Origin of the sequence: Sulfitobacter sp. M22 (assembly GCF_021736025.1) — a bacterium.
GTDB lineage: Bacteria > Pseudomonadota > Alphaproteobacteria > Rhodobacterales > Rhodobacteraceae > Sulfitobacter > Sulfitobacter litoralis.
Map to the genome: position 1 here is coordinate 453972 of NZ_WMEC01000001.1, position 24247 is coordinate 478218.

The 24247-nt window shown below is 60.2% G+C and carries 20 protein-coding genes; 9 read left to right on the forward strand and 11 right to left on the reverse strand.

Annotation, left to right across the window (positions count from 1 at the left end):
* Positions 1 to 32 precede the first annotated feature (32 nt).
* A complete protein-coding gene (locus tag GLP52_RS02240) occupies positions 33 to 1316 on the forward strand; it encodes a DUF3422 family protein (RefSeq protein WP_237271460.1) in 1284 nt (427 codons plus the stop codon).
* Between the two features lie 2 nt (positions 1317 to 1318).
* Here the strand turns inward: GLP52_RS02240 and GLP52_RS02245 are convergent, their stop codons facing one another.
* From GLP52_RS02245 to GLP52_RS02260, 4 genes are all read right to left on the reverse strand, one after another.
* Positions 1319 to 2353, reverse strand: a complete 1035-nt coding sequence (locus tag GLP52_RS02245) for a YeeE/YedE thiosulfate transporter family protein (protein ID WP_093732648.1) — start codon at positions 2351 to 2353, stop codon at positions 1319 to 1321.
* A 163-nt stretch (positions 2354 to 2516) separates the two neighbouring features.
* Positions 2517 to 3515 (reverse strand): ABC transporter permease, encoded by a 999-nt coding sequence (locus GLP52_RS02250; protein WP_093732647.1) that lies wholly within the window; start codon positions 3513 to 3515, stop codon positions 2517 to 2519.
* Positions 3508 to 4575 carry an ABC transporter permease gene (locus tag GLP52_RS02255; protein WP_093732646.1) on the reverse strand — a complete coding sequence of 356 codons (1068 nt, stop codon included), beginning with the start codon at positions 4573 to 4575 and terminating at the stop codon, positions 3508 to 3510. The genes GLP52_RS02250 and GLP52_RS02255 overlap by 8 nt, the downstream gene beginning before the upstream one ends.
* A 139-nt stretch (positions 4576 to 4714) precedes the next feature.
* Entirely contained in the window at positions 4715 to 6436 is a 1722-nt protein-coding gene (locus GLP52_RS02260) for a peptide ABC transporter substrate-binding protein (protein ID WP_093732645.1), read from the reverse strand.
* A gap of 309 nt (positions 6437 to 6745) precedes the next feature.
* On the opposite strand from GLP52_RS02260, the gene GLP52_RS02265 reads away from it, so the two are divergent.
* The 5 genes from GLP52_RS02265 (at position 6746) to GLP52_RS02285 (ending at position 13625) form a co-directional block, all read left to right on the forward strand.
* Entirely contained in the window at positions 6746 to 8578 is a 1833-nt protein-coding gene (locus GLP52_RS02265) for an ABC transporter ATP-binding protein (RefSeq protein WP_093732644.1), read from the forward strand.
* A 13-nt stretch (positions 8579 to 8591) separates the two neighbouring features.
* Entirely contained in the window at positions 8592 to 9752 is a 1161-nt protein-coding gene (gene argE / locus GLP52_RS02270) for an acetylornithine deacetylase (protein WP_237271461.1), read from the forward strand.
* A gap of 130 nt (positions 9753 to 9882) precedes the next feature.
* On the forward strand, positions 9883 to 11229 hold the full coding sequence (locus tag GLP52_RS02275) for an NAD(P)/FAD-dependent oxidoreductase (RefSeq protein ID WP_237271462.1): 1347 nt from the start codon (positions 9883 to 9885) through the stop codon (positions 11227 to 11229).
* Positions 11230 to 11253: 24 nt separating this feature from the next.
* The gene (locus GLP52_RS02280; protein WP_237271463.1) at positions 11254 to 12417 is read left to right on the forward strand and encodes a M20 aminoacylase family protein; all 1164 of its coding nucleotides are present in this window, start codon (positions 11254 to 11256) and stop codon (positions 12415 to 12417) included.
* Positions 12418 to 12461: 44 nt separating this feature from the next.
* The gene (locus GLP52_RS02285) at positions 12462 to 13625 is read left to right on the forward strand and encodes a M20 aminoacylase family protein (RefSeq protein ID WP_093732640.1); all 1164 of its coding nucleotides are present in this window, start codon (positions 12462 to 12464) and stop codon (positions 13623 to 13625) included.
* Between the two features lie 35 nt (positions 13626 to 13660).
* Here the strand turns inward: GLP52_RS02285 and GLP52_RS02290 are convergent, their stop codons facing one another.
* Genes GLP52_RS02290 through moaA form a run of 3 tightly spaced genes read right to left on the reverse strand, consistent with a single transcriptional unit; the run spans position 13661 to position 17020 of the window.
* Entirely contained in the window at positions 13661 to 14722 is a 1062-nt protein-coding gene (locus tag GLP52_RS02290; protein WP_237271464.1) for a glycosyltransferase family 4 protein, read from the reverse strand.
* A complete protein-coding gene (locus GLP52_RS02295) occupies positions 14719 to 16005 on the reverse strand; it encodes a 3-deoxy-D-manno-octulosonic acid transferase (RefSeq protein ID WP_237273347.1) in 1287 nt (428 codons plus the stop codon). Before GLP52_RS02295 ends, GLP52_RS02290 begins: the two co-directional genes overlap by 4 nt.
* 7 nt (positions 16006 to 16012) lie before the next feature.
* A complete protein-coding gene (moaA, locus tag GLP52_RS02300; protein WP_138923012.1) occupies positions 16013 to 17020 on the reverse strand; it encodes a GTP 3',8-cyclase MoaA in 1008 nt (335 codons plus the stop codon).
* Positions 17021 to 17105: 85 nt separating this feature from the next.
* Here moaA and GLP52_RS02305 point away from each other — a divergent pair, with 85 nt between their 5' ends.
* Positions 17106 to 17627, forward strand: coding sequence for a hypothetical protein (locus GLP52_RS02305; RefSeq protein ID WP_237271466.1), 522 nt, complete (start codon positions 17106 to 17108; stop codon positions 17625 to 17627).
* Between the two features lie 86 nt (positions 17628 to 17713).
* Here the strand turns inward: GLP52_RS02305 and GLP52_RS02310 are convergent, their stop codons facing one another.
* From GLP52_RS02310 to glmU, 3 genes are read right to left on the reverse strand one after another with little or no spacing between them, the layout of a single operon-like run.
* Positions 17714 to 18445 (reverse strand): DNA alkylation repair protein, encoded by a 732-nt coding sequence (locus tag GLP52_RS02310; protein ID WP_093732636.1) that lies wholly within the window; start codon positions 18443 to 18445, stop codon positions 17714 to 17716.
* A complete protein-coding gene (gene glmS, locus GLP52_RS02315) occupies positions 18442 to 20262 on the reverse strand; it encodes a glutamine--fructose-6-phosphate transaminase (isomerizing) (RefSeq protein WP_237271467.1) in 1821 nt (606 codons plus the stop codon). Before glmS ends, GLP52_RS02310 begins: the two co-directional genes overlap by 4 nt.
* A 2-nt stretch (positions 20263 to 20264) precedes the next feature.
* Positions 20265 to 21617 (reverse strand): bifunctional UDP-N-acetylglucosamine diphosphorylase/glucosamine-1-phosphate N-acetyltransferase GlmU, encoded by a 1353-nt coding sequence (glmU, locus tag GLP52_RS02320; RefSeq protein ID WP_237271468.1) that lies wholly within the window; start codon positions 21615 to 21617, stop codon positions 20265 to 20267.
* Between the two features lie 118 nt (positions 21618 to 21735).
* Between glmU and GLP52_RS02325 the strand changes: the two genes are divergently transcribed.
* Both GLP52_RS02325 and GLP52_RS02330 read left to right on the forward strand, forming a co-directional pair.
* Entirely contained in the window at positions 21736 to 22407 is a 672-nt protein-coding gene (locus GLP52_RS02325) for an HAD-IA family hydrolase (RefSeq protein WP_237271469.1), read from the forward strand.
* Between the two features lies 1 nt (position 22408).
* Positions 22409 to 23614, forward strand: a complete 1206-nt coding sequence (locus tag GLP52_RS02330; protein ID WP_237271470.1) for a DegT/DnrJ/EryC1/StrS family aminotransferase — start codon at positions 22409 to 22411, stop codon at positions 23612 to 23614.
* 95 nt (positions 23615 to 23709) lie between these two features.
* Here GLP52_RS02330 and GLP52_RS02335 read toward each other — a convergent pair whose 3' ends face one another.
* Positions 23710 to 24180, reverse strand: coding sequence for a pyridoxamine 5'-phosphate oxidase family protein (locus GLP52_RS02335; RefSeq protein ID WP_237271471.1), 471 nt, complete (start codon positions 24178 to 24180; stop codon positions 23710 to 23712).
* Between the last annotated feature and the right edge of the window lie 67 nt (positions 24181 to 24247).

Consider the following 24247-nt stretch of genomic DNA (forward strand, 5'->3'; position numbering starts at 1 on the left):
CCCCGATCATACCCCTGCAGAAAGCCCTCATCGTGCCTGCTCTCGACGATCACCCCCTGCGCTATACCCTGAATAGCGAGCTTCACGCACGCCCGTTTCCCTCGCTTATAACACCCCATATGGCGGCCTATCTTGCGGTGCGCCCGATAGGGGACGCTGTAACGCGCGACCGGTCGGTTGATCTGCAGCAGTTACGTGCTTTGCTGACCCACTACGGTGCGCCCCTCCCGGCGGAGGACGCGACCCATTATTTCGGGCCGATGGGCAAATATACCCTGAAATGGGAACAGCATACCGAATTTGTGACCTATACCGTGTTTCTTGACCAGATCGGTCAACGCCCTTTTGATCCGGCAGAGTTTGATGTCTTTCCCGAGGATTGGCGCGCTGGCCTGAAGGCAGAACGCATTACGTCGATCCTGCTGCGGCTGGTGCCGCGTCCTGCCGAGGACGCGCAGATCGCGGAGGCGCTGCAAGATTGGTTCGTCCCGGAAAGCTTGGCAGTGGCGTCTGTGCTGGAAGATGCCGCAGTCATCGCCAGTGATTTCCGCATCGATCCGGCGGGCCACATGCGCATGGCGGTCTTCGCTTCGGAAGGCACCGGCAGCCGCCGTCTGGGGCGCATCGTGCAACGGTTGTGCGAGATCGAGACCTATAAATCCATGTCGATGCTCGGTTTTGCAAAGGTGCGTGAGTTTGCCGCCCAGCTTGACCGGCTCGACGCAGAGCTGATTGATCTGATGGCGGGCATGGCAGGGACCTCTGCTATGGCCGAAGACACGTTGCATCGCTTGCTGGATATCTCGGTCGGGCTAGAAGCGCTTTCGGCGGATGCTTCTTATCGGCTTGGCGCAACAGAGGCCTATCAGGCAATTGTTGCGCAGCGGATCGGAGCGCTGCGCGAAACCCGCTTTATGGCGCGACAGGGTTTTGATGAATTCATGATGCGCCGCTACGAGCCTGCGATGCGCACGGTGAAATCGTCCGAAACACGCCTGAACAAAATGTCCGCCCGTGCCAGCCGCGCCGCTGAACTGCTGCGCACACGGGTGGATGTGGAAAGGTCGGCGCAGAACCAGGCGATACTGGCCAGCATGGATAAACGCTCGGACCTGCAGTTGCGTCTACAGCACACGGTCGAAGGGCTCTCGGTCGTCGCCATCAGCTACTATGCGGTGTCACTGGTGGGCTATATGCTCTACCCGTTGGCCGAACGCAGCGGGATCAGCAAGGGCACGCTGACGGCCCTTGCCGTGCCTGTCGTGGTGATCCTCGTTTGGGGTCTTCTGCGCCGTTTGCGCCACAAGATCAAATAGCGTCAGCTGCCTGCAGGGGTTGCGCGCAATAGGGCATGCATGGCCAACACGCCGATGCCGATCATCACGATCGCCAATATGGCAGCCAGCGACAGCGTAGGCACGCCGGATAGTCCGGCACCCAGCGTACAGCCCCCTGCAAGCACACCGCCGACACCCATCAGCGCGGCACCGGCCAGATAGCGGCCGGTCTGGGTGGGGGTCTCGAAACTCTGCCAGCCAAAGCCGCCAAACAGCAGACTGGCCGCACAGGCTCCTAGAAATACGCCGCCCAGCAACCCGACGCCAAAGCCTGCGGGGATTGAACTGCTTGCCACCAGCCAGAACAACGTATCGGCAGAGGGCGACGTGAACGACAGGCTCTCCATCGCGATGGGATCGAATTCATCGAACAGAATAAAGCCGGTACCGATCCACGCCAACGGGACCAACAAGCCAATCAGCGCTGCCATCATCAGATGGGCCGGACGGTTCCCCGACCGCAGCGCCACGGCCAATGCGGCTACGACGATCAAGCCACCCCAAAGGGCCACGCCACCGGGCAGAGCGGCGAGGCTGATATACTCACCAAGCCCAAGTGTGACGCTGCCAAGCGCCACGCGCATCGGGGCCAACACACCTTTCAATGTCGCATGGGCCACGACTGCGAACACCACAACGACCATGGCCGCCCGTAAATTGCCAGACCCCGCCAGAATGGTCAGCCGCGAAATACAGCCCCGTGTCAGCACCATGCCCGCACCAAACAGCAGCCCGCCAAACCCAATCGCCAGATAGGGGAGGTCAGGCACCAGAAAACGATGATCGGCAAAGCTGATCCAGCCCAGCGCCACAGCGGCTTGCGTGCCCAAGACAGCAAAGGCCAGTGCCGTCAGCCAGACCCCTTTAGCCTCGCGCCGGTCTTCGCCGATCAGCGACCGGCGAAAACAGAACTTGGTGATCTGCCCCAGAACGCCAAAGATCACGCCCAAGGCCAGTGCGAACCAGACAGCCGCCTGCTGTGGCGTGGTGTTTTCAAAACCGAATTGCTCAAACATCTTTGCGTTCCCCTGACGACAGCACGCCAGTTCACTGACGCGGAAACCGCCCGAGTTCAAGTCTTTTGCGCCTCAACGACCAAGGGAGGCCGCAGCCTCCCTTCACCCTTTTTATAAATACTCAATCCTGGCCGTAGCCCCAAGCGCTATGACCGGCAGAGGATCACCGTCCGCGCAACCGCGGGTCCAGCGCGTCACGCAGACCGTCGCCAAGGTAGTTCACGCTCAGCACGGTCAGCGAGATCGCGACCCCCGGCAGGATCACCCGCTCGGGGAATTCCTGCATCCGTGACACGGCATCGGACAAGAGCTTGCCCCATGTCGGATAGTCCGATGGGAAGCCGACGCCAAGAAAGCTCAGTGCGCTTTCGGTGATGATCGCGGTCGCCAGTCCCAGCGTGGCCGAGACCATGATCGGAGAGATGACGTTGGGCAGCAGGTGCTTGCGGATGATCTTGCCCGACCGCGTCCCGATGGACCGCGCGGCGAGGATGAATTCACGCTCTTTCAGCGCCAAAATGTCGCCGCGCACGATCCGCGCGGTCTGCATCCACGACGTCAGCCCGATGATGCCGACGATCAGGATGAACATCCCGCCTTCGGGGCCGAACCGCGCATTCAGCGGTTGCCGGAACAGGGTCACCGCCAGCAGCGTCAAAGGCAGGATCGGCAGCGACAACACCAGGTCAGTGAACCGCATCAGCCAGAAATCGAGCCGTTTGAAGTAGCCCGAGATGACGCCGATGGCCGACCCGATCACCAGTGCCAGTCCCATCGCGAGCCAACCCACGGCCATTGACACGCGCCCGCCGGCGATCATCTGCGCCATGATATCACGGCCCAACTGATCTGTCCCAAAGGGGTGCGCCCAACCGGCCTTTGCTTCGCTGTCAAACAGCAGTTGATAGATCGGGCGCCAGTTCTTGTTGCGGATATCAAGCGCTTTGGGGTCCACGTCCCAAAGGAAGGGGCCAAATAGCACGGCGAGCGTGATGAACAGCAAGAAGCCTCCGCCAAAGACAGCACCCTTGTGTTTGCGAAACTGCTGCCAGACGTCGATCCACTGGCTGCGCGGCGGCTTTTGCGGCTCTTTATCGACTAGCGCGCCATAGACTTCGATGTCGGCCTCGATCGGGCTTGCGGGGGTGGCTTGCTCAGTCATAGCGGATCCTTGGGTCAAGCAGGCCGTATAGAACATCGGCAATCAGGTTGAACAGAACGATGAGGATGGCGAAGATAAAGGTCAGCGTCATCACCATCGGCAGGTCGTTGGCAAAAAGCGCGGTCAGCAGCAGCTGCCCGATACCATTCACCTTGAACACATTCTCGGTAATGATAGCGCCGCCAAAGATCGCGGGCATGCCAAGGGCAATCACCGTGACCACAGGGATCATCGAGTTGCGCAGCACATGGACCAGAACGACCGATTTTTCGCGCAGCCCCTTGGCGCGGGCGGTGCGCACATAGTCCTGGTTCAGGTTGTCCAGCATCGCGCCGCGCATATAGCGGCTGATCTGCGCGGTGGTTTGCAGCGCCAGCACCATCACGGGCATGACCATCTGCATGAACTGGATTTTGAAACTCTCCCAGTCGGTCACGACATGGGTCGTGTCATAGATCGACGGCAACCACCCCAGCGAGACCGAGAAAATCACGATCAGCAGCGGGCCGGTGAAGAAGGGGGGGATCGAAAAGCCGATCATGGTGACAAAGGTGCCCGCCTGATCGAACAGCGAATAGTGGCGGTAGGCCGAATAGATGCCAATCGGGATCGCGATCAGGATGCCCACGATATAGCTAAGCCCAACCACCCAAAGCGTCTGCGGCATCCGCTGGATCACGATATCCATGATCGGGCTGCGGGTTTGCCAGCTGATCGCACGCTGTACGGGGCGCACAGCGCCGGTGTCGGGGTCAATGAAGGTCGACAGGCTGGTGTCCGGCAGCCAGCCCAGCAGGAAGCTGTCGCGGGTGGCCCAGTCGATGAAGACCTGCGGTTCAACCCAGAAAAACTGGATCAGCCATTTATAGTATTGCACATAGATCGGCTGCCCGAGGCCAAGCGCCTCGCGCATTTTCTGTTTTACCTCTGGTGGGACTGTCAGCGGCACCTGGGCCATCGGATCGCCGGGGGCCAGTTGCAACAGCAGGAAGATTACCAGGCTGATAAACAAAAGCGTTGGTATCGACAAAAGTAGTCGACGAATGGTGAAGGTCAGCATGCACAGCGCCTTTGCAAGTCGGTCTAGGAGGAGGGAAAGCGTGTCAAAATCGGAGGGAGGCGCGATTTCGCACACATTCATAAAGGCATCAAGTCACGAGGAGCACGCAGGGCGCGTGCTCCTCTGACCTGGGGCGTGATTATTCTTTCACGCGGTACCAGTCGGCGGCATTCCAAAGTTCGGAATCCCAAGTGTTCAGGATCACGCCGCCCAATGTGTCGGACGCAGCGGAAACCCGACCACGGTCGACCAGCGGAACGATGGTCATGGTGTCACGCGTGATGATGTTGTTCAGCTGCTTGGCGATCTCGCCACGCTTGTCCAACTCGCCCGTACGCGACAGTTCGTCCAGCAGCGCGTCATATTCTTCGCTGCAGAAACGGTTGATGTTTTCACCCTGCCATTGGCTGGATGGCTTGGGTTCGTTGCCGCAACGGTAGGCAGACAAGTAGGCCTGCGGGTCGGTGCCGTCAAAGTTGTTCGCGTACATTTCAACGTCGGCATAGAACTTCTGGAAGGTGTCAGGCGAACCTGGGTCACCACCGAAGAAGACCGAAGAATCAAGGTTGCGCAGCTCGACTTCGACACCGATCTGGTTCCACCAGTCTTTGATCAGCGCCTGGAAATCCTGACGCACAGCGTTGGTCGAGGTCTGGTACAGCAGGGCCAGTTTCTCACCGTCTTTGTCACGGATGCCATCGCCATCGCTGTCGGTCCAGCCGGCTTCTTCCAGCAAGGCTTTGGCACCTTCAAGATCCTGCGTCAGACATTCAGTGTTGTCGGATGCGTAAAGCTCGGGGGCGGGTACAAGGTTACAGGTTGCACGGCCGGCTTGGCCGTAGCCCACTTCGACCAGCAAAGGACGGTCGATCGCCATGGAAAGCGCCTTGCGGACCTTGAAGTCCGACAGGATCGGGTGCGGATGCGCAAGCGTCGCACGTTCACCTTCTGGCAGCTCTGGCGACGGATCGGTCATGTTCATTTCGATCCGTTCGACCAAGGTACCGAATGCAGAGATCGCCTGACCTTTACCGCCTTCGGCCATCTTCGCTAGCACGTCGGGGGCCAGCTGCATGTTCCAGGCATAGTCGTATTCGCCAGTTTCCATTACGGCACGGCCCGCCGCATTCGCATCACCACCACCCTTGAGGGTCAGTGTCGCAAACGCAGGTTTGTTCGGATCGCGGTAGTTGGGGTTGGCTTCCATCTGGATCACGTCATTGGGACGGAAGTCCGTGACGCGGAATGGGCCGGTGCCAATGGGGTTAAAGTTGGCTTCGGTACATTCCGGAGCTTTAGCCCCCAGACAATCCTTGAACTGCGCGGCCTGAATAATCGGGGATTGCGCACCCATGAAAGGGCCATAGGGGTTTGGCTTGGCGTCAGAAAAATGGACGGTCACCGTCAGATCATCCACGATATCGATGCTTTCGACACCATCGAATTTTGACGCCTGCGCGCAACCGCCTTCGGGGTGCATACAGTATTCAGCGGTGAACTTCAGGTCTGCCGACGTCACCGGCGTACCATCGGACCAAAGCAGGCCTTCTTGCAGCTTCCACGTTACGGATTTCAGATCTTCGGACACACCGCCGTTCTCAACGGTGGGAATTTCGGCAGCCAGATAGGGCACCAGTGCGCCGGTTTCGTCATAGCGGCCCAGTGGTTCGAGCACGAGGCTCGCGGCCTCGAGGTCTTTTGTGCCGCCCGACAGATAGGGGGTCATGATCGAGGGCGCTTGCCAGTAGATCACTTTTACCTCGCCGTCACGTCCACGCTCGCCCTCATGGGCGGCGCCAAACGCGGCGGGGGCTATCGCTACGGAAGCCGCAGCCCCCAGTAACAGGGTTTTCATGTTCATAGCTTACTCCTTGTTGAACACCGGTGATTTTTTTTGGTGCCTTTTTTATGGTCCGTCTTTCTGGCACTGCCAAAACCGTCACGCTGGATCGACACAGGGGAGGTGGGGCATCGGGGCTGGCAAAACTGCCCGCTACAATGCCCGTTTTTCCGGCCACGCCAATTACGTTGAAGCATCGAAACAGGTTTGAAAAAAAAAGCAAGCCTCCAAAGCTGTGGATGTTAGCGGTCGCGCTGACGGATTTGACACCGATGGATGATTGGCCTTAGCGTCGTCTGATTGATTAAACGAGAAGCGCTGGAAAATACCATGCTAGACGAGGCAAAGCCGACACCAATCGCGCAAATTCAAGAACTTAGGGTGGAATTCCAAACCCAGGACGGACCCGTCTTGGGGGTGGAGAACGTCAGCTTTGACATCAATGCGGGTGAAACTGTCTGCGTCGTGGGCGAATCCGGCTCGGGTAAATCGGTGTCCTCGCTGTCGCTGATGCGTCTGGTCGAGTTCGGGGGCGGAAAAATTGCGGGCGGACGCCTATTATTTGAGCGACAGAACGATCCCGCTGTCGATTTGGCGCGCACAGATCAGGATGTGATGCGCGAAATTCGCGGCAACGAGATCGGTATGATCTTTCAGGAACCGATGACCGCGCTGAACCCGGTCTTTACCGTGGGCCGCCAGCTGACCGAAGGGCTGCGCCTGCACAAAAACATGTCCAAGTCGCAAGCCGAGGCGCGTGCGCTCGAGCTGTTGACCCAAGTACGCATTCCCGAACCCGCTCGCCGGATGAAGCAATACCCGCATGAGCTGTCAGGCGGGATGCGCCAGCGGGTTGTGATCGCCATGGCGCTTGCCTGTTCGCCACGATTGCTGATCGCGGATGAACCCACGACCGCACTTGATGTAACCATTCAGGCCGAAATCCTTGCGCTGATAGACCGGCTGAAACGCGAGACCGGCACCGCGGTGATGTTCATCACCCATGATATGGCGGTTGTGGCCCAGATGGCTGACCGCGTCGTCGTCATGTTCCGCGGCAACAAGGTCGAAGAGGGCTCGGTCGAGGAAATCTTCGAGAACCCGCAGCACCCCTATACCAAAGCGCTGCTGGCCGCTGTGCCGAAGCTGGGCGAGATGCGCGGCAAGGCCTACCCCGAACCGATGAAGCTGCTCGGCACGCAAGACAAGGAAATCGTGCCCATTAAAGGGACCGAGGAAACGCTGCTGACCGTCAATAACCTGACCACGCGCTTTCCGGTGCAGGGCGGCTTTCTGCGCCGCACGGTTGCCAATGTCCACGCGGTCGAAGACCTGTCGTTCACCATCAACAAGGGCCAGACGCTTAGCCTTGTGGGCGAATCCGGCTGCGGTAAATCTACGGCAGGGCGGTCTATTCTGCGGCTGGTCGAACCCCAGTCGGGGGAGGTCAACCTTGACGGCAAAGACATCATGGCACTGGATTCGCGTGGCCTGCACAAGGCGCGGCTGGACATGCAGATGATCTTTCAGGACCCGTTTGCCTCGCTCAATCCGCAAATGCAGCTGTCGGATCAAGTGGCCGAACCAATCCATAACTATGGCACGCTCAAGGGGGCCGAGTTGACCAAACGCATCGAGATGCTGTTTGACCGCGTGGAACTACCGCGCAGCTTTATGCGGCGTTTCCCCCATGAATTGTCGGGCGGGCAACGCCAGCGGGTCGCGATCGCACGTGCTTTGGCCCTGAACCCCAAACTGATTGTGGCGGACGAGGCCGTGTCGGCGTTGGATGTGTCGGTGCAGGCGCAGGTGGTCAATTTGATGCTTGAGCTGCAGCAGGAATTGGGACTGTCCTTCCTTTTCATCAGCCACGACATGGCGGTGGTCGAACGGGTCAGCCACTATGTCGGCGTCATGTATCTGGGCCGGATCGTGGAAATGGGCCCCCGGGCGCAGGTGTTCGAAAATCCGCAGCACCCTTATACCCAAGCCTTGATGAAGGCCGTTCCCATCGCTGATCCGCGCCGCCGTAAAAAGGAAAGCGAACTGAACTTTAAACCGATCCCGTCGCCGATCCATCCGACAAGCTATGTCGCGGAACCCTCTGTTTACAAAACCGTATCCGCGGGCCATCAGGTGCTGATCACCGATAGCGGATACTAAAGGACCTCAATTGATGACTGCGCGCATGACCCCGTTTGAGCTGATGCAAAAACTTGTCAGCTTTCCCACCGTCTCACGAGACACAAATATCCCGCTGATCGACTGGGTGGCGGAATATCTCGAAAGCCACGGCATCGCGTCACACCGCTATATTCACCCCGATCAGCCCAAGCACGCGCTTTTTGCGCATGCCGGCCCGTGGGAAGAAGGCGCGGTGGTCCTCTCTGGTCATACAGATGTGGTGCCTGTCGACGGCCAACCCTGGGACAGTGATCCATTTACCGTGGTCGAACGGGACGGGCGGTATTATGGCCGTGGCTGCTGCGATATGAAGGGGTTCGACGCCTTGGCAATCTGGGCCTTGGTAGAGGCACATCATGCTGGCGTGCAACGCCCACTGCAAATCGCGCTGAGCTTTGACGAGGAAATTGGCTGCACCGGTGCGCCTCCAATGATCGAAGCAATGCAGCCGGTGCTGCCCAAGGGCGCGTTAGTGATCGTGGGCGAACCCTCCACGATGCAGGCGGTGACAGGGCACAAGGGCGGCACGGGCTTCAACACCCATGTCGTTGGCTTCGAGGTACATTCGTCGCTGCTGCACACCGGCGTCAACGCGATCATGGCAGGGGCCAAGCTGATCGAATGGGCCAATGAGGTGAACACCGAAAATATGGCGCGCAAACCCAGCGACCTTGCCGCAATGTTCAACCCGCCTTTCACCACCGCACATGTGGGCGTGATCTCTGGCGGGACGGCCCATAATATCACCGCCAAGGATTGTCACTTTGCCATGGATTTCCGCGTCGTGCCGGGCGAGGACAAAGACGCCTGGGGCACCGCCTATCTTGAAAAAGTGCGCGAAGTCGAACAGCAGATGCAAGAGGTCGTCCCCGAAACCTATATCGAGATCACGCCCCGTTTTGACGTGCCAGCACTCCAGCCCGAGAAAGACGGGCTGGCCGAAACGTTCGTGCGCCAGATCACCGGCGACAACGCCAGCCACAAAGTCAGCTACGGCACCGAGGCAGGGCAGTTTCAGGAAGCAGGCTACAGCGCTGTGGTCTGCGGACCCGGCGACATTGCGCAGGCGCACCAGCCCAACGAATACATCGAAGTCACCCAATTCGAGGCTGGCCATCAATTCATGCGCGACCTGCTTGAACGGTTGAAATGACCCAGCGCAGCGGCCCCCTTCTTCCAAATGGTACCAAATCCCGGGGGAGGGGCCGCCCTGCGGCGCCGGGGGCTGGCCCCCGACCCAGGCTTGCTTCGCCCGCGACGCCCACGCAGTATAAAGCCTGACCATGCAGCCTTTCCCGATTAATGCCACCACCCCCATCACCTATCCCGGCCCGCCCCCTGCGGCCTCGGATATCATTGTGATTGGCGGCGGGATCATCGGGGTCTGCACCGCTCTCTTTCTTGCGCGTGACGGGCATTCGGTGACCTTGCTGGAAAAAGGCCGCATCGCTGCCGAACAATCCAGCCGCAACTGGGGCTGGATCCGGCAACAGGGGCGGGATCCCGACGAGATGCCGATCATGGCCGAGGCGCAGGCGATCTGGCGTGATCTGGCAGGGCAAACAGACGTCGATATCGGTCTGCGGCAAGGCGGCATTGCTTATCTGGCGCAGAAACCGGCGAAGCTGGCCGGCTACGAAGACTGGCTGCCCCATGCACGGGCCAATGGCGCGGATAGCAAGATGTTGACGGCGACCGAGGTTTCGCAGCTCTTTCCCACCCTCGCCACACCGCAGATCGGCGGATTAATAACGCCGTCGGACATGCGCGCGGAACCTTGGGTCGCCGTGCCCGCACTGGCCGGTATCGCCGCCCGAGAGGGCGTGCAGATCATCGAAAATTGTGCTGTACGTGCACTCGACATCGCTGCGGGGCGTATTGCAGGGGTGATCAGCGAACAGGGCCGTATCAAATCCTCGCAGGTGGTTCTGGCGGGCGGTGCCTGGTCGGCGCTGTTTCTACGCAACCACGGTATTTCGATGCCGCAGCTGTCGGTGCGCGAAAATGTGGCAGCGACAGAGCCCTTGCCCGACGTCTATGCCGGTGCGGTATCAGACGGGCGGGTCGCATTCCGTCGCCGCGAGGATGGCGGCTATACGCTTGCCCCACCCGGCGCGCCCGAGCTGTTCGTCGGGCCGGATGCGTTCCGCGCGTTGCCTCACTTTATGACGCAATTGCTTGCCGATCCCTTTGGCCAACGGCTCCATCCGTTTGCACCCAAAGGCTTCCCCGATGCATGGGGAACCAAACGGCGCTGGCAGCCGGACGCCCCATCCCCGTTCGAGGCGATGCGCATCCTGGATCCCGCCCCCAATATGGGCAAGATCCGCCGCCTGCTGCGTGATTTTTCGGCAATGTTTCCGGAATTTGGTCCAATAAAGCTGAAATCCGCATGGGCAGGTATGATCGACACCATGCCCGATATTGTCCCTGTCGTAGATACTGTGGCAGCCCTACCGGGGCTGACGATTGGCACCGGCATGTCAGGCCACGGCTTCGGCATTGGGCCGGGTATGGGCCGCGTTTTGGCTCGTCTGGCAACCGGAGAGGGTGTCGGCCATGATCTTAGCCGGTTCCGCCTTGCGCGGTTCACCGATGGCAGCCCGATGATTTTGGGCCCGAACGTCTAGTCACACATAAAGGAACGCGCGCCGATGCCGATCAAGAACCGCTTTGCCGAAACCCACGCCGAGATCACCGCATGGCGGCGTTACCTGCACACCATTCCCGAACTGTTGTTCGATCTGCCGCAGACTGCAGCCTTTGTCGAAGGAAAGCTGCGCAGTTTTGGCATCACCGATATCACGACAGGCGTGGCACAAACCGGTATCGTCGCGGTAATCGAGGGAAGGACCAATACCTCGGGGCGCAGCATCGGGTTGCGGGCGGATATGGACGCGCTGCCGATCACAGAGGCAACTGGGCTTGAATATGCGTCAAAAACGCCGGGCAAGATGCACGCCTGCGGCCACGACGGACATACCGCAATGCTGCTTGGTGCGGCGCAATACCTGGCGGAAACACGCAATTTCGATGGGCGCGCGGTGCTGATCTTTCAACCTGCCGAAGAGGGCGGCGGGGGCGGCAATGTCATGGTCGAGGAAAGCCTGATGGAGCGGTGGTCGATCGACGAAGTCTACGGCATGCACAATATGCCGGATCATCCCATCGGTACATTCGCGATCCGCAGCGGGGCGTTGCTGGCGGCGGCGGACGAATTCGATATTACCATCACCGGGCAGGGTGGTCATGCCGCTGCACCCCATGAAGCGATTGATACCAACCTTGCTGCGGCCCATGTCGTCGTGGCACTGCAATCCATTGCCGCGCGCAATGTCGACCCGATCAAGAACGCGGTGGTGTCGGTCTGCACCATGCGATCCGACACCGACAGCTATAATGTCCTGCCGCAGACGGTGCGGTTGCGCGGTACCGTTCGCACCCTTGATGCAGGCATCCGCGATCTGGTGCAGGACCGCTTGCAGTCAGTCGTGTCCCACACCTGCGCGGCCTATCAGTGTACCGCCGACATCACCTACGCGCGCGGCTACCCCATCACCGTGAACGCAGAGACCAACACCAGCTATGCCGCTGACGTGGCCGAAAACATCGCGCCCGGTGTGGACCGTGACACGCCCCCGATCATGGCGGGGGAGGATTTCTCGTATATGCTGAACCAGCGCCCCGGTGCTTATATCATGCTCGGCAATGGCGACGGGCCGACCGTTCACCACCCTATGTATAATTTCAACGATGACGCGATCCCCGCAGGTTGTAGCTGGTACGCGGAAATGATTGAAACAAGATTGCCAGCCTAGCCGCCGGCTTGCCTTTATCCCCCAGACCCTCAAGGACTTCGAAAATGCCCGTTAAGAACCGATTTGCCGAATTGCACACCGACATCACCGCATGGCGACGTGACCTGCATGAACACCCCGAAATCTTGTTTGAGACGCATCGCACCTCTGCCACCGTCGCTGAAAAGCTGCGGTCCTTTGGCTGTGACGAAGTCGTCGAAGGCATCGGGCGTACCGGCGTTGTCGGCGTGATCAAGGGCAACTCCACCGCGTCGGGCAAGGTCATCGGGCTGCGCGCAGATATGGACGCGCTGCCGATCCACGAGCAAACCGGGTTGGACTATGCCTCCAAGACGCCCAACGCGATGCACGCCTGCGGCCACGACGGCCACACGGCGATGCTTTTGGGCGCGGCGCAGTATCTGGCCGAAACGCGGAACTTTGACGGGACGGTCGTGGTGATCTTTCAGCCCGCCGAAGAAGGGGGCGGCGGCGGGCGCGAGATGTGCGAAGATGGCATGATGGACCGCTGGGGCATCCAAGAGGTCTATGGCATGCACAACTGGCCCGGTATTCCCGCAGGTCAGTTCGGCATTCGCCCTGGCCCGTTCTTTGCGGCCACCGATCTGCTCGAGATCGAGGTCGAAGGTCTGGGCGGCCACGCTGCCAAGCCGCATGAAACCATTGATACAGGTGTTGTGACCGCGCATATCATCACCGCGCTGCAAACCATCGTCAGCCGAAATGCGGACCCTGTGGGCAATATCGTGGTGTCCATCACCTCGATTGAATCCTCCTCCAAGGCGTTCAACGTCATCCCGCAGCGGGTGAACCTGCTGGGCACCGTGCGTACTTTGTCAAACGACCTGCGCGATCTTGCAGAAAAACGCGTGACAGAGATTTGCGAAGGCATCGCCACCACCTTTGGCGCGACGGCACGGGTCAAATACGTGCGCAACTATCCGGTGATGGTGAACCACGACGCGCAAACCGAATTCGCGGCGGATGTTGCACGCGGTATCTCAGGGCAATGTGACGAAGCACCCTTGGTCATGGGCGGCGAGGATTTCGCCTTTATGCTCGAAGAGCGCCCGGGTGCTTATATTCTGGTCGGCAATGGCGACACCGCGATGGTGCACCACCCGATGTATAACTTTAACGACGATATCATCCCTGCTGGCTGCAGCTGGTGGGCAGGTATCGCCGAACAGCGTATGCCAATCGGCTAAAGCTCATGCGCATGGGGCGTGGGGAAACCCGCGCCCTATGCCGCCAGCAGTTTACGGTAAATCTTGACCAATGCCGCGGCTTCGCGCGCAATCGAAAAATCCGACACGACATAGCTGCGCCCGGCCTCTGCCCACGCGGCCAGACGCGTCCGGTCAGACAGGGCATCGCGTGTCGCGGCCTCAAGCGCGGGGATATTGTCTGGGTCCACCAGCAGGCCGGTTGTGCCTTGCACCACAAGCTTTTCAAACGCGCCCACACGGGTGGCGACGACGGGCACACCGCAGGCCATCGCTTCGATCGGGGTCAGTCCGAACCCTTCCCAGCGTTGCGGCGCGACATACAGATCCAGCACACGGTAAAAATCGGCCATATCGCCTACGGGTACTTCTGGCAGAAAGAGCACCCGGTCCGACAGGCCCTCGGCGCGGGCGCGGTCTTTCAGGCCTTTCTCGAAGGCTTCGTATTTCTCGGTCGCGCGTCCCATCACAAGGGCCACGACATCGGGATTGTCCCGCAGGATCGGCAGCATCGCCTCGACAAAGGCATCAGTGCCCTTTTGCGCGCGGATACGGCCATAGCAACCCACCAGCGTCGCATTCACTGGCAGCTTAAGCTCGGCGCGTAAGGCGGCGCGGTCGGGTGAGGGGGCAAAACCTTCGGTGTCGATGCCATGCATGATCACATGGCCGGGGTTTTCCAGATAGGCGTTGGTCCGGTCCGAGGTCGCAACCACGGTATCCATCCGCCGGATCAGCCAGCGCGTCAGGCCGGTCTGCTCGCGTTGGCTGGCCGAGGTGAACATCAGCTTAAGCCGTTTGCCCAGCAGATAGCGCAGCGCCAGCCCGCCCAGCATCTCTACGTTGCGCCGCGCGTGCCAGACCCGCCAGCCCGACGGCGATGGCCCCAGCCGCGACATGGTGATCAGCGACAATAAAGGCACCTGTGGCACGTCCTCGGGGACGACAGGACCGGTCGCCACGATCGATATGTCACGCGATTGCACCGGCACCAGCCGCATCACAGTGGCGGTGACGCCGCTCAGCCGGCGCTTGAAGTTCGGGGCGATCACATCGGTGCGGGCAAGCGGGTGGGTCATGGGGTATCCAACTTGAGAGTGGTGATCAGACCGCTGGCGATCGCATCCAGCTGGTCGTCCTGCGCGGCGATGAAACGGGATGCGGCGGCGGTCATCGTCGCGCGCTCTTGGGGATTGGTCAAGAGCGACAGGACGCGGGCGGTCAGGTCTTCGCCATCCGCCACAATCCGCGCGGCCCCTTCGGTTTCAAGCTGCGCATAGGTCTCTGCAAAAGCCGCGACATGGTTGCCTGACAGCACAGCCGCGCCCGATTGCGCCACCTCGAACGGGTTGTGCCCGCCAATGGGCAAAAGAGAGCCACCCAGAAAGACCACGTCAGACAGGCTGTACCACAGACCCAATTCACCCAGCGTATCCGCCAGATAGACTTGCCCGCCCGGCGCGTCGCCGCGGCTGCGCCGTTGGACGGTCAAGCCAGCATCATGGGCCAGCGCCTCGATCGCGTCGCCGCGTTCAGGATGACGGGGGGCAAGGATCAGACATAGATCGGGCAGGTCGCGCAACAGCTTGCGGTGTGTCGCAAGGACGGTGCGTTCTTCGCCTTCGTGGGTCGAGGAGGCAACCCATACGGGCCGCCCGTCAAGCGCCGCGGTCACCCGCGCAAGCGCCTTGTCGTCGACCGGCAGAGGGCCCGCCATAGATTTTAGATTCACCCCGCGCGAGACGCGATCGGCAGGGGCGTGCATGCGTATCATATTGCGTGCCATCGCGTCATTCTGGGTCAGGATCAGCGTAAAGACATCAAACAGATAGCGGGCTGTGCGGGGCCATTTCTCCCAGAAATCCACGGTCTTATCAGACATCCGCGCATTAACCAAAGCCATCGGCGCACCTGTCGCATGGGTCCGGCGCAGCATCTGGGGCCAAATCTCGCTTTCGACAAAAATCGCGGCATCGGGCCGCCAGTGCGACAAAAAGCGCTTAAGGGGGCCGGGCGCGTCAAGCGGGGCGAACTGGTGCACGCTGCGCGGCGGCAGACGCTGCGCCACCAGCTTGGCCGAGGTCGCGGTGCCCGATGTGATCAGGAATTGCGCGTCGGGCAGCATGATGCCCATGCGGGTGATCAACGCCAGCACCGACAGGCTTTCCCCGACCGAGGCAGCGTGGACCCAGACCAGTTTTCCATCCGTCTGGCGCGGCAGCGTTGCAATACCGCGTTTCTCGCCCGCGCGGGCGGCGGGCACATCTTGCCCGTGCAATTTTCGCGCCTCTGCGCTGGCGGCAAAGGGGATCAGGCAGCGGCTGGCAAGAACCCAGGCGCGGTACAGAAAGGGCGCGGACACGGTCGGGTCAGCCGCCTGTGTGGCTCATGTGGCGGGGCATCTGCCCATCCAGCTTTTGCCGTGAGTAATCAAAGTCATGGCCCTTGGGCTTTAGGTTGATCGCCGCGCGGATGGCGTCTTTTAGGGGGGCGTCATCCTCGGGGTGGTTGCGCAAGGGCGCACGCAGGTCGGCCACGTCTTCCTGACCCAGACACATATAGATCTCGCCCGTGCAGGTGATCCGCACGCGGTTACAGCTTTCGCAGAAATTATGGGACAACGGCGTGATAAACCCGATCTTCTGACCGGTCTCTTCAAGCCGCACATAACGGGCAGGCCCGCCAGTGTTCTCTGCCAAATCGGTAACGGTGTAGTGATCCTCGTAGGCGCGGCGCACGTCTTTGAGGGACCAGTACTGGCCCAAACGGTCCTCGTTCCCGAGATCGCCCATGGGCATCACCTCGATCCACGTCAGATCAATGCCGCGGTCGGCACACCACGCGGTCATGCTGGGCAGCTCGGCCTCGTTAAAGCCCTTCAGCGCCACGGCGTTGATTTTGACCCGCAGCCCCGCATTTTGCGCAGCATCAATACCGCGCAGGACCTGGGGCAGGCGGCCCCAGCGTGTGATATCGGCAAACTTTTGATCGTCCAGCGTGTCCAGCGACACATTCACGCGGCGCACACCGGCGGCATAAAGGTCGGCGGCGTAACGCTCGAGCTGGCTGCCATTGGTCGTCAACGTCAGCTCTTTGAGCGTGCCGGCGTCCAGATGGCGGGTCATGCTGTTAAAGAAGGTCATGATCCCCTTGCGCACCAAAGGCTCGCCCCCTGTGATGCGCAGTTTTTGCACCCCGAGATCGACAAAGTTGGTGCACAGCCGATCCAGCTCTTCCAGAGACAGAAGTTCCTTTTTGGGCAGGAAGGTCATATTCTCGGACATGCAATAAACACAGCGAAAGTCACAGCGATCTGTAACAGAGACGCGCAGATAGGTGATAGCGCGGGCGAACGGGTCAATCAAAGGTGCATTCATATGTCATAGGTAAACATCGGCCCATCGCGGGGCAAGTAGCATTTAGGAGATTGAAGCGGGTTCGTTGGATGGTTAGATTTATCGCATGAAACATTATTTTATTTTAGGTATCGCTGTCGTGGGTCTGGCCGGATGTGCCAGCGTGACGGATCGTATGGGTTTGGGGAACAATGGCGGCGACGAAACTACGCCCGCCGTTGCAGCAGAACCTGATGTGGAAACGGGCCAAACGGCGACCCCGTCGCCGGCTACCACTGCGCCACGCCCGCCTGCAGCTGCGCGGACGGCGGATGCCCTGGATACCACGACGGCTGAACAACGCGCCGAGGCGTCCAAACCCGCAGCTTCGGGGGCCAAGTCGCTTGGCACGACCGTGGCCTCGCTTGGCAGTGCGACGGAACCGGGGCTGTGGCTGAAAACGCCGCTGGTAAAATCAGAGATGCAGGGCCGCGTGACCAACCCTGCGACGGGTAAATCCTCTACCGTAGAACTAATCCCGCTGGACGGGCCTGCATCGGGCGGAAGCCGTATGTCGCTGTCTGCATTGCGGTTGATCGGGGCGTCGCTGACGGATCTGACCAAGGTCGAAGTGTCAACGAACGGGTAACTCGCCGTCCCATAACATCAAATGCAAAACGGGCGTCCGAGGAAAACCTTGGACGCCCGTTCTCGTTCAGGATCAGCCTTGCAATTTCAGTCTTCCGACGTTGCGTCGGTGTCATCGGCTGCTGCTTCAAGCGGGAAGTCAGGCAGATACCGTGCTGCCTCTTTGATCGCATAAGGCTTGAGATGTGTGCGGTTGGCTTCGATAAACTCTGCCGCCCGCGCTGGATCATGACGGCTGAGGTCGCGTACCCACCAGGCGATGGCCTTTTGCAAGATGCCGTTCTTGACCGGCAGATAGCCCGCCGCCCAGCCAAGGATACGCTCGCGCGCGTCCAGCTCTTCGGGTTTTGGGTTATTCTGCTTGGTCCATGGCAATGTGGCGACCAAGGCTGCGCGCTTTGACCAAAGCTCTCCGGATTGGGTCCAGCTTTCGACCACATCCAGACGCTGAGGATCGGCAAGCAAACGCTTTTGCGCGGCCATACAGGCGTGATCGGCGATGGCCCAGCTGTCAAAATCGGGCACCCAGCTTTGGATCAACTGCCACGCCGCTTCGTCATCGGGGCGCAAGCGGGCTTGGGTCAGCAGTTTCGCCGCCGCGAGCCGGGCTTCGAAAATGTCAGTCTGCCACAGCGCGTCCGCCAGCGAAATCCGGTCAGCCAACGACAGCTCGGCCCGCCAGGTTTTGGTCAGATCGTTGATCTGCGGGTTGGTCACGCCCAGATAGGGGCGATCCACCTTGTGCGCGCTGTGCAGTTTGTCCACCGCAGTGGGGTTAGCCAATGCGTTCAGCTGCGCCATATAGGGGGCTAGGTTCATTCTACGGTCACCGATTTGGCTAGGTTGCGTGGTTGGTCGACATCTGTCCCCTTGGCGATGGCAGTATGATAGGCCAGCAGTTGGGCAGGGATGGCATAAAGGATCGGGGCGAGTGCAGCTGCAACCGGCGGCATTTCGATCTGCCCCCATGTGCCTTCGGATTCTGCGTCCAGTCCTGCGCGGTCCGAGATCAGGATGACCTTGCCCTTGCGCGCCATAACTTCTTGCATGTTGCTGACGGTTTTATCGAACAACGCGTCGTTTGGGGCCATGACCACCACAGGAACGTTTTCGTCAATCAGCGCGATGGGGCCGTGCTTTAGCTCTCCGGATGCATAAGCTTCGGCGTGTATATAACTGATTTCTTTCAGTTTCAACGCACCCTCAAGGGCAAGGGGGAACATCGCGCCGCGCCCCAAAAACAGCACGTCGCGTGCCGAAGACAGCTTGTAGGCCTCGTCACGCAGTGCCCCGTTTTGCTCGAGCGCTGTGTTGATCAGCGACGGCATGGACCGCAGGCCTGAGACGTAGTCTGCCAGCTCTTCCTTGGTGATTGCACCGCGGTCAACGGCGGCTTTCAGCACCATAAGGAACAGGACGGTCAACTGGCAGGTGAACGCTTTGGTGGATGCAACGCCGACCTCTACGCCCGCATGGATCGGCAGCGCCAGATTGCTTTCACGTGCAATCGAGGACTCAGTGACATTCACAACCGAGGCGATCAAATCAGCCTTGCCCGCGCAATAGCGCAGGGCTGCGAGTGTATCGGCGGTTTCGCCGGACTGGCTGACAAACAGGGCCATCGTGCGGTCAGAAATCGGCGGTTCGCGGTACCGGAATTCCGAGGCCACATCGACTTCAACGGGCAGGCGTGCAATCTGCTCGAACCAGTATTTCGCCGTAAGACAAGCGTAAAAGGCTGTCCCGCAGGCGACCATGGTGATCCGGTCGAGCTTGGTGAAATCAAGGCCCGGATCGGGCAGCATGATCTCTCCGTCCGTGGTCAGGTAGCGCGATAGCGCCTCGCCGATGACGGCGGGCTGTTCGGCGATCTCTTTCGCCATAAAGTGTTTGTGGCCGGCTTTGTCGATGCGGGTGGTGTCGAGGCTGATTTTCTTAACCACACGATCGACAGGCGCGTCATTGGCGTCGAAAATTTTGACCGACGTACGGGTCAGGACGGCGCGGTCGCCTTCTTCAAGGTAGGTCACGCGGTCTGTCATCGGCGACAGGGCAATCGCGTCGCTGCCCAGATACATCTCGTTGTCGCCATAGCCCACGGCAAGCGGGGCCCCTTTGCGTGCGCCGATCATCAGATCGTTTTCGCCGTCAAACAGGAACGCCAGCGCAAAGGCCCCGTGCAGACGTGCGATGGTCTTGGTTGCGGCGTCCACCGGGCCCAATCCTTCGGCCATATATTTCTGGGTGAGCAGCGCAACGGTTTCCGTGTCCGTTTCGGTCACGAACTTTACGCCGTCCTCGGCGAGCTCAGCCCGCAGTTCGCGGAAGTTTTCGATGATACCGTTGTGAACAACGGCCACGGGTCCCGCCTGATGCGGGTGGGCGTTGGTGACGGAGGGGGCACCGTGGGTGGCCCAACGGGTGTGGCCAATGCCTGACTTGCCAGCCAGCGGCTCATGGACCAACAGGTCTGACAGGTTTACCAGCTTTCCGACTGCCCGGCGGCGGTCCAGCTTGCCTGCGTCAACTGTGGCGATACCGGCGCTGTCATAGCCGCGGTATTCCAGGCGTTTCAGGGCTTCGACGAGGGTAGGCGCAACTTCGTGTTGGCCAAGGATACCGACAATACCACACATAATTAGCTGCCTCTCTGCTGTTTGGCCTTCTTAGCCTTTAACATTTCGAACAATTTCCGGGCCATGCCGGGTTTTTCTACCTGCGGTGCGCGCGCAAGCGCCAGCGCGTCTGCTTCTACATCCGACGTGATCACCGATCCTGATCCTGTCATCGCGCCGTCGCCGATATGCACGGGAGCCACCAACATGGTGTTTGACCCGATAAAGGCATTGGCCCCGATATGGGTATGGTGCTTCATCACGCCGTCGTAGTTGCAGGTGATTGTCCCCGCGCCGATATTGGCTTTGGCACCGATGGTTGCGTCGCCGATATAGCTCAGGTGGTTCACCTTGGCCCCTTCGGCGATCTGCGCGTTCTTCACCTCGACGAAATTGCCGATGCGCACATCCTCGGACAGCTCCGCACCGGGGCGCAGACGGGCGTAGGGGCCGATGATGCCACCACGGGCGACATGGCACCCTTCAAGGTGGCTGAACGCGCGGATGGTGGCACCGGATTCGATGGTCACGCCGGGGCCGAAAACCACGTTGGGTTCGATCACCGTGTCGCGGCCGATATAGGTATCGCGTGCGAAATAGACTGTATCGGGGGCCATCAGCGTGATGCCGTCTTCCAGCATCGCCGCACGGGCCCGCGATTGGAACGCGGCATCGGCAGCGGCCAGATCAGCGCGGGAATTCACGCCCATTGTTTCGGCCTCGTCACAGGTGACAGCAGTGGCTTTCAGCCCGCGATCCCGTGCAATGCCGATGATGTCGGTGAGGTAGTATTCTTCCGACGCATTGTCATTGCCAACGGCGTCAATCAGGTCAAACAATAGATCAGATTTGCAAGCAACAACGCCGCTATTACAAAGCGTTATCGCGCGCTCTTCATCTGTGGCGTCTTTGTATTCGACGATGCGATCCAGGCTGTCGCCTTGCATCACCAGCCGGCCATAGCGCGCGGGATCGGCAGCGTCGAAGCCCAACACAACGACATCGTTCAACTTCAGCGCGTCACACATTTTTTCGAGGGTTTCAGTCTGCACAAAAGGCGTATCGCCGTACAGCACGATGGCCGTCCCGTCGAACCCTGCAAGGGCCTCGCGTGCCTGTCCAACGGCATGGGCCGTGCCAAGCTGCTCTTCTTGGACCACAACCTGCGCTTCGTCGTCAAATGCTTGGGCTGCGGCACGCACCTGATCGGCACCGTGACCCGCAACAACGACCGTACGGGCAGGCGATAATGCCGCGCCAGAGGCCATAGCGTGTTCTAAAAGCGGTGCGTGGGCGACGGCATGCAGAACCTTTGGCAGGTCCGATTGCATACGGGTACCTTTGCCTGCGGCCAAAAGGATCAGTGCGACTTCCATGTAAAATCTCTTTAATCAATTTAATGTCCGCTCTCTTTACCTTGTTGACGATTTTGCGCAAGGCTAGGGGTCATCAAAGAAGATTTCCGCCTGCAACACATTCAGCAAAGGAATGCCGATGAAAACGGTAGTATTCGACCTCGACGGGACCTTGGCAGACACCAGCGGTGACCTGATTGCCGCGGCCAATGCGTGTTTCCGGGATATGGGCGAGGGCGATGTTCTGAATGCCAAGACCGATGCAGGCACGGCGCTAAAAGGCGGGCGCGCGATGCTGCGTTTGGGAATGGAAAGGCTGGGTCGGGCTGAGGACGAAGCAACGATCGACCGCTACTACCCTATGCTGCTAGAGGCCTATGGCCGCGAGATCGACACCCATACGGTGCTTTACCCCGGCGCGATGCAGGCAGTAGCGGCGTTGAAAGCCGCAGGCTACCGCGTGGCAATCTGCACCAACAAACCCGAAGCGCTGGCCCATACACTGCTGACAAGGCTCGGCGTGCGTGATGCCTTTGGCGCGATGGTGGGGGCTGACACGCTGGCGATGCGCAAGCCGGATCCCGAACATCTGTTCGAAACGGCTCGCCGTGCCGGGGGTGATCCGGCGCTATGCTTGCTGGTGGGGGATACCAATACCGACCGCGAGACGGCGCGCGCGGCGGGGGTGCCTTGCATTCTGGTGTCCTTTGGCCCCTCGGGCGACGATATGGCGGCACTGGCCCCCGAAGCCTTGCTGGACCACTATGACGACTTGCCTGATATCGTGACCCGTCTGATCGGTGCAGTCTGACATGGCAACTAACGCGGCAGAGGTGTTCACCGGCAGCTTTACCCAACAAGAAGCGATCCCCGAGGATGCCATCGACGCCGCCGTCGCCGTTATGCGCCACGGACGGCTGCACCGCTATAACACCGTTCAGGGCGAAACCGCCGAGGCCGCGCTGCTGGAGCAGGAATTCGCAGCGATGGTGGGCGCGCAATACTGCCTTGCCGTCGCATCGGGCGGTTATGCCATCGCCACCGCCCTGCGGGCTGTCGGCGTCAAACCGGGAGACCGGGTGCTATCCAACGCTTTTACGCTCGCCCCCGTGCCCGGTGCGATTGCCGCGGTCGGGGCGGAGCCTGTCTTTGTCGATGTGACCAAAGGGCTGGTAATCGATCTGGAGGACCTCGCCGGCAAACTGGATCAGGCGCGGGTTCTACTGTTAAGCCATATGCGCGGGCATATCTGCGATATGGACGCGCTGATGACGCTTTGTGATGCCGCCGGTGTCACAGTGGTAGAGGATTGCGCGCATACCATGGGGGCCAGCTGGAACGGCGTGCCTTCGGGCCGGCATGGGGCTGTGGGATGCTATTCGTGCCAGACGTATAAGCATGTGAACGCAGGCGAGGGCGGGCTGCTGGTCACCGATGATCCCGAAGTGGCAGCGCGGGCGATCATGCTGTCGGGGTCCTATATGCTTTTTGATCGGCATGTTGCCGGCCCCACGCCCGAAACCTTCGAGACGATCAAATACGATACGCCCAATATCTCTGGCCGGATGGATAACCTGCGCGCCGCGATCCTGCGTCCGCAGCTGCGGCGGCTTGATGCTCAGATTGCAAAGTGGCATGCGCGGTATCAGATCGTAGAGGACGGCTTGCGCGATACCCCTGGGCTGACCGTGATCAGCCGCCCCGAGGCAGAACACTTTGTCGGGTCATCCATTCAGTTCCTGCTATCAGGCTGGCAAACACCAGCTATAAAAGCCGTCCTGTCACGCTGCGCCGCCCGCGGCGTGGAGCTTAAGTGGTTCGGCGGCGCAGAACCTGTCGGCTTCACCAGCCGCTATGATTCATGGCGCTACGCCAAATCCCCCGTGCTGCCCGCTAGCGATGCGGTGCTTTCCAGCATCATCGACATGCGCGTACCGCTAACATTCTCGCTGGACGATTGCGCGCTGATCGCACGGATCATTCGCGCAGAGGTCTCGGCGGTATTCCAGCAGGGGTAAGCGGTCGGATCTCACCGCCTCGGGCTTAATCGTCAAGGGGCCGGACATGTGCCGGCCCCTCTCTGTGACATGGTGGTCTGTTCAACACTCGTTGTTCAGAACCGGATCGTCCCATGTTCGCCTGCATCAGGCACCTGCTTGGTCACGTTGGCTTTGGCGATCTCATAGAGGAACGACAGGCTGCCGCCGGTCAACCAGACCTCGGCCTGTTTCAGGTCCATGCGCACGAGCTGCACGTCGTCATCCTTGCGTCCGTCCTTGAACCATGCAGCGGCAAAGGCGTTCCACAGCTCGTCCAGTTTGGCAGGGTCGGTCACAGCCTGAACGGTGCCGTCGATGCGGGCGTAAAGATGTTCGTCCTTGCTGGTCACCAGGTAGTCGGCCGCGGCACCCGTTTGGGCCGATTTCGCCAGATCGGTATCACGTGCAGTGATGAACCAAAGGCAGTTTGCGTCATGGTCGGCATAGTGGCTCATGGGAATGGCGCGGGCTGTATCTGTCGCCAGCATCCCGATGCGGGTGTCATCAATGCGGTCCCAGAATTCTTTCTTCATCGAGGTGCTCATATCGCTGCGTCCTTTCGGCAATGTGTTACAATGCTAACATTAGCGATGCGGCTGTAGTTCCACCGTC

What these genes read in the sequence shown, in the direction of transcription:
- glmS (WP_237271467.1), bottom strand. Translation starts at nt 20,262, where the DNA reads ATGTGTGGTATTGTCGGTATCCTTGGCCAACACGAAGTTGCGCCTACC.
- GLP52_RS02255 (WP_093732646.1), bottom strand. Translation starts at nt 4,575, where the DNA reads ATGCTGACCTTCACCATTCGTCGACTACTTTTGTCGATACCAACGCTT.
- argE (WP_237271461.1), top strand. Translation starts at nt 8,592, where the DNA reads ATGACTGCGCGCATGACCCCGTTTGAGCTGATGCAAAAACTTGTCAGC.
- GLP52_RS02245 (WP_093732648.1), bottom strand. Translation starts at nt 2,353, where the DNA reads ATGTTTGAGCAATTCGGTTTTGAAAACACCACGCCACAGCAGGCGGCT.
- GLP52_RS02285 (WP_093732640.1), top strand. Translation starts at nt 12,462, where the DNA reads ATGCCCGTTAAGAACCGATTTGCCGAATTGCACACCGACATCACCGCA.
- moaA (WP_138923012.1), bottom strand. Translation starts at nt 17,020, where the DNA reads ATGAATGCACCTTTGATTGACCCGTTCGCCCGCGCTATCACCTATCTG.
- GLP52_RS02290 (WP_237271464.1), bottom strand. Translation starts at nt 14,722, where the DNA reads ATGACCCACCCGCTTGCCCGCACCGATGTGATCGCCCCGAACTTCAAG.
- GLP52_RS02335 (WP_237271471.1), bottom strand. Translation starts at nt 24,180, where the DNA reads ATGAGCACCTCGATGAAGAAAGAATTCTGGGACCGCATTGATGACACC.
- GLP52_RS02325 (WP_237271469.1), top strand. Translation starts at nt 21,736, where the DNA reads ATGAAAACGGTAGTATTCGACCTCGACGGGACCTTGGCAGACACCAGC.
- GLP52_RS02275 (WP_237271462.1), top strand. Translation starts at nt 9,883, where the DNA reads ATGCAGCCTTTCCCGATTAATGCCACCACCCCCATCACCTATCCCGGC.
- glmU (WP_237271468.1), bottom strand. Translation starts at nt 21,617, where the DNA reads ATGGAAGTCGCACTGATCCTTTTGGCCGCAGGCAAAGGTACCCGTATG.
- GLP52_RS02310 (WP_093732636.1), bottom strand. Translation starts at nt 18,445, where the DNA reads ATGAACCTAGCCCCCTATATGGCGCAGCTGAACGCATTGGCTAACCCC.
- GLP52_RS02330 (WP_237271470.1), top strand. Translation starts at nt 22,409, where the DNA reads ATGGCAACTAACGCGGCAGAGGTGTTCACCGGCAGCTTTACCCAACAA.
- GLP52_RS02280 (WP_237271463.1), top strand. Translation starts at nt 11,254, where the DNA reads ATGCCGATCAAGAACCGCTTTGCCGAAACCCACGCCGAGATCACCGCA.
- GLP52_RS02250 (WP_093732647.1), bottom strand. Translation starts at nt 3,515, where the DNA reads ATGACTGAGCAAGCCACCCCCGCAAGCCCGATCGAGGCCGACATCGAA.
- GLP52_RS02260 (WP_093732645.1), bottom strand. Translation starts at nt 6,436, where the DNA reads ATGAACATGAAAACCCTGTTACTGGGGGCTGCGGCTTCCGTAGCGATA.
- GLP52_RS02265 (WP_093732644.1), top strand. Translation starts at nt 6,746, where the DNA reads ATGCTAGACGAGGCAAAGCCGACACCAATCGCGCAAATTCAAGAACTT.
- GLP52_RS02305 (WP_237271466.1), top strand. Translation starts at nt 17,106, where the DNA reads ATGAAACATTATTTTATTTTAGGTATCGCTGTCGTGGGTCTGGCCGGA.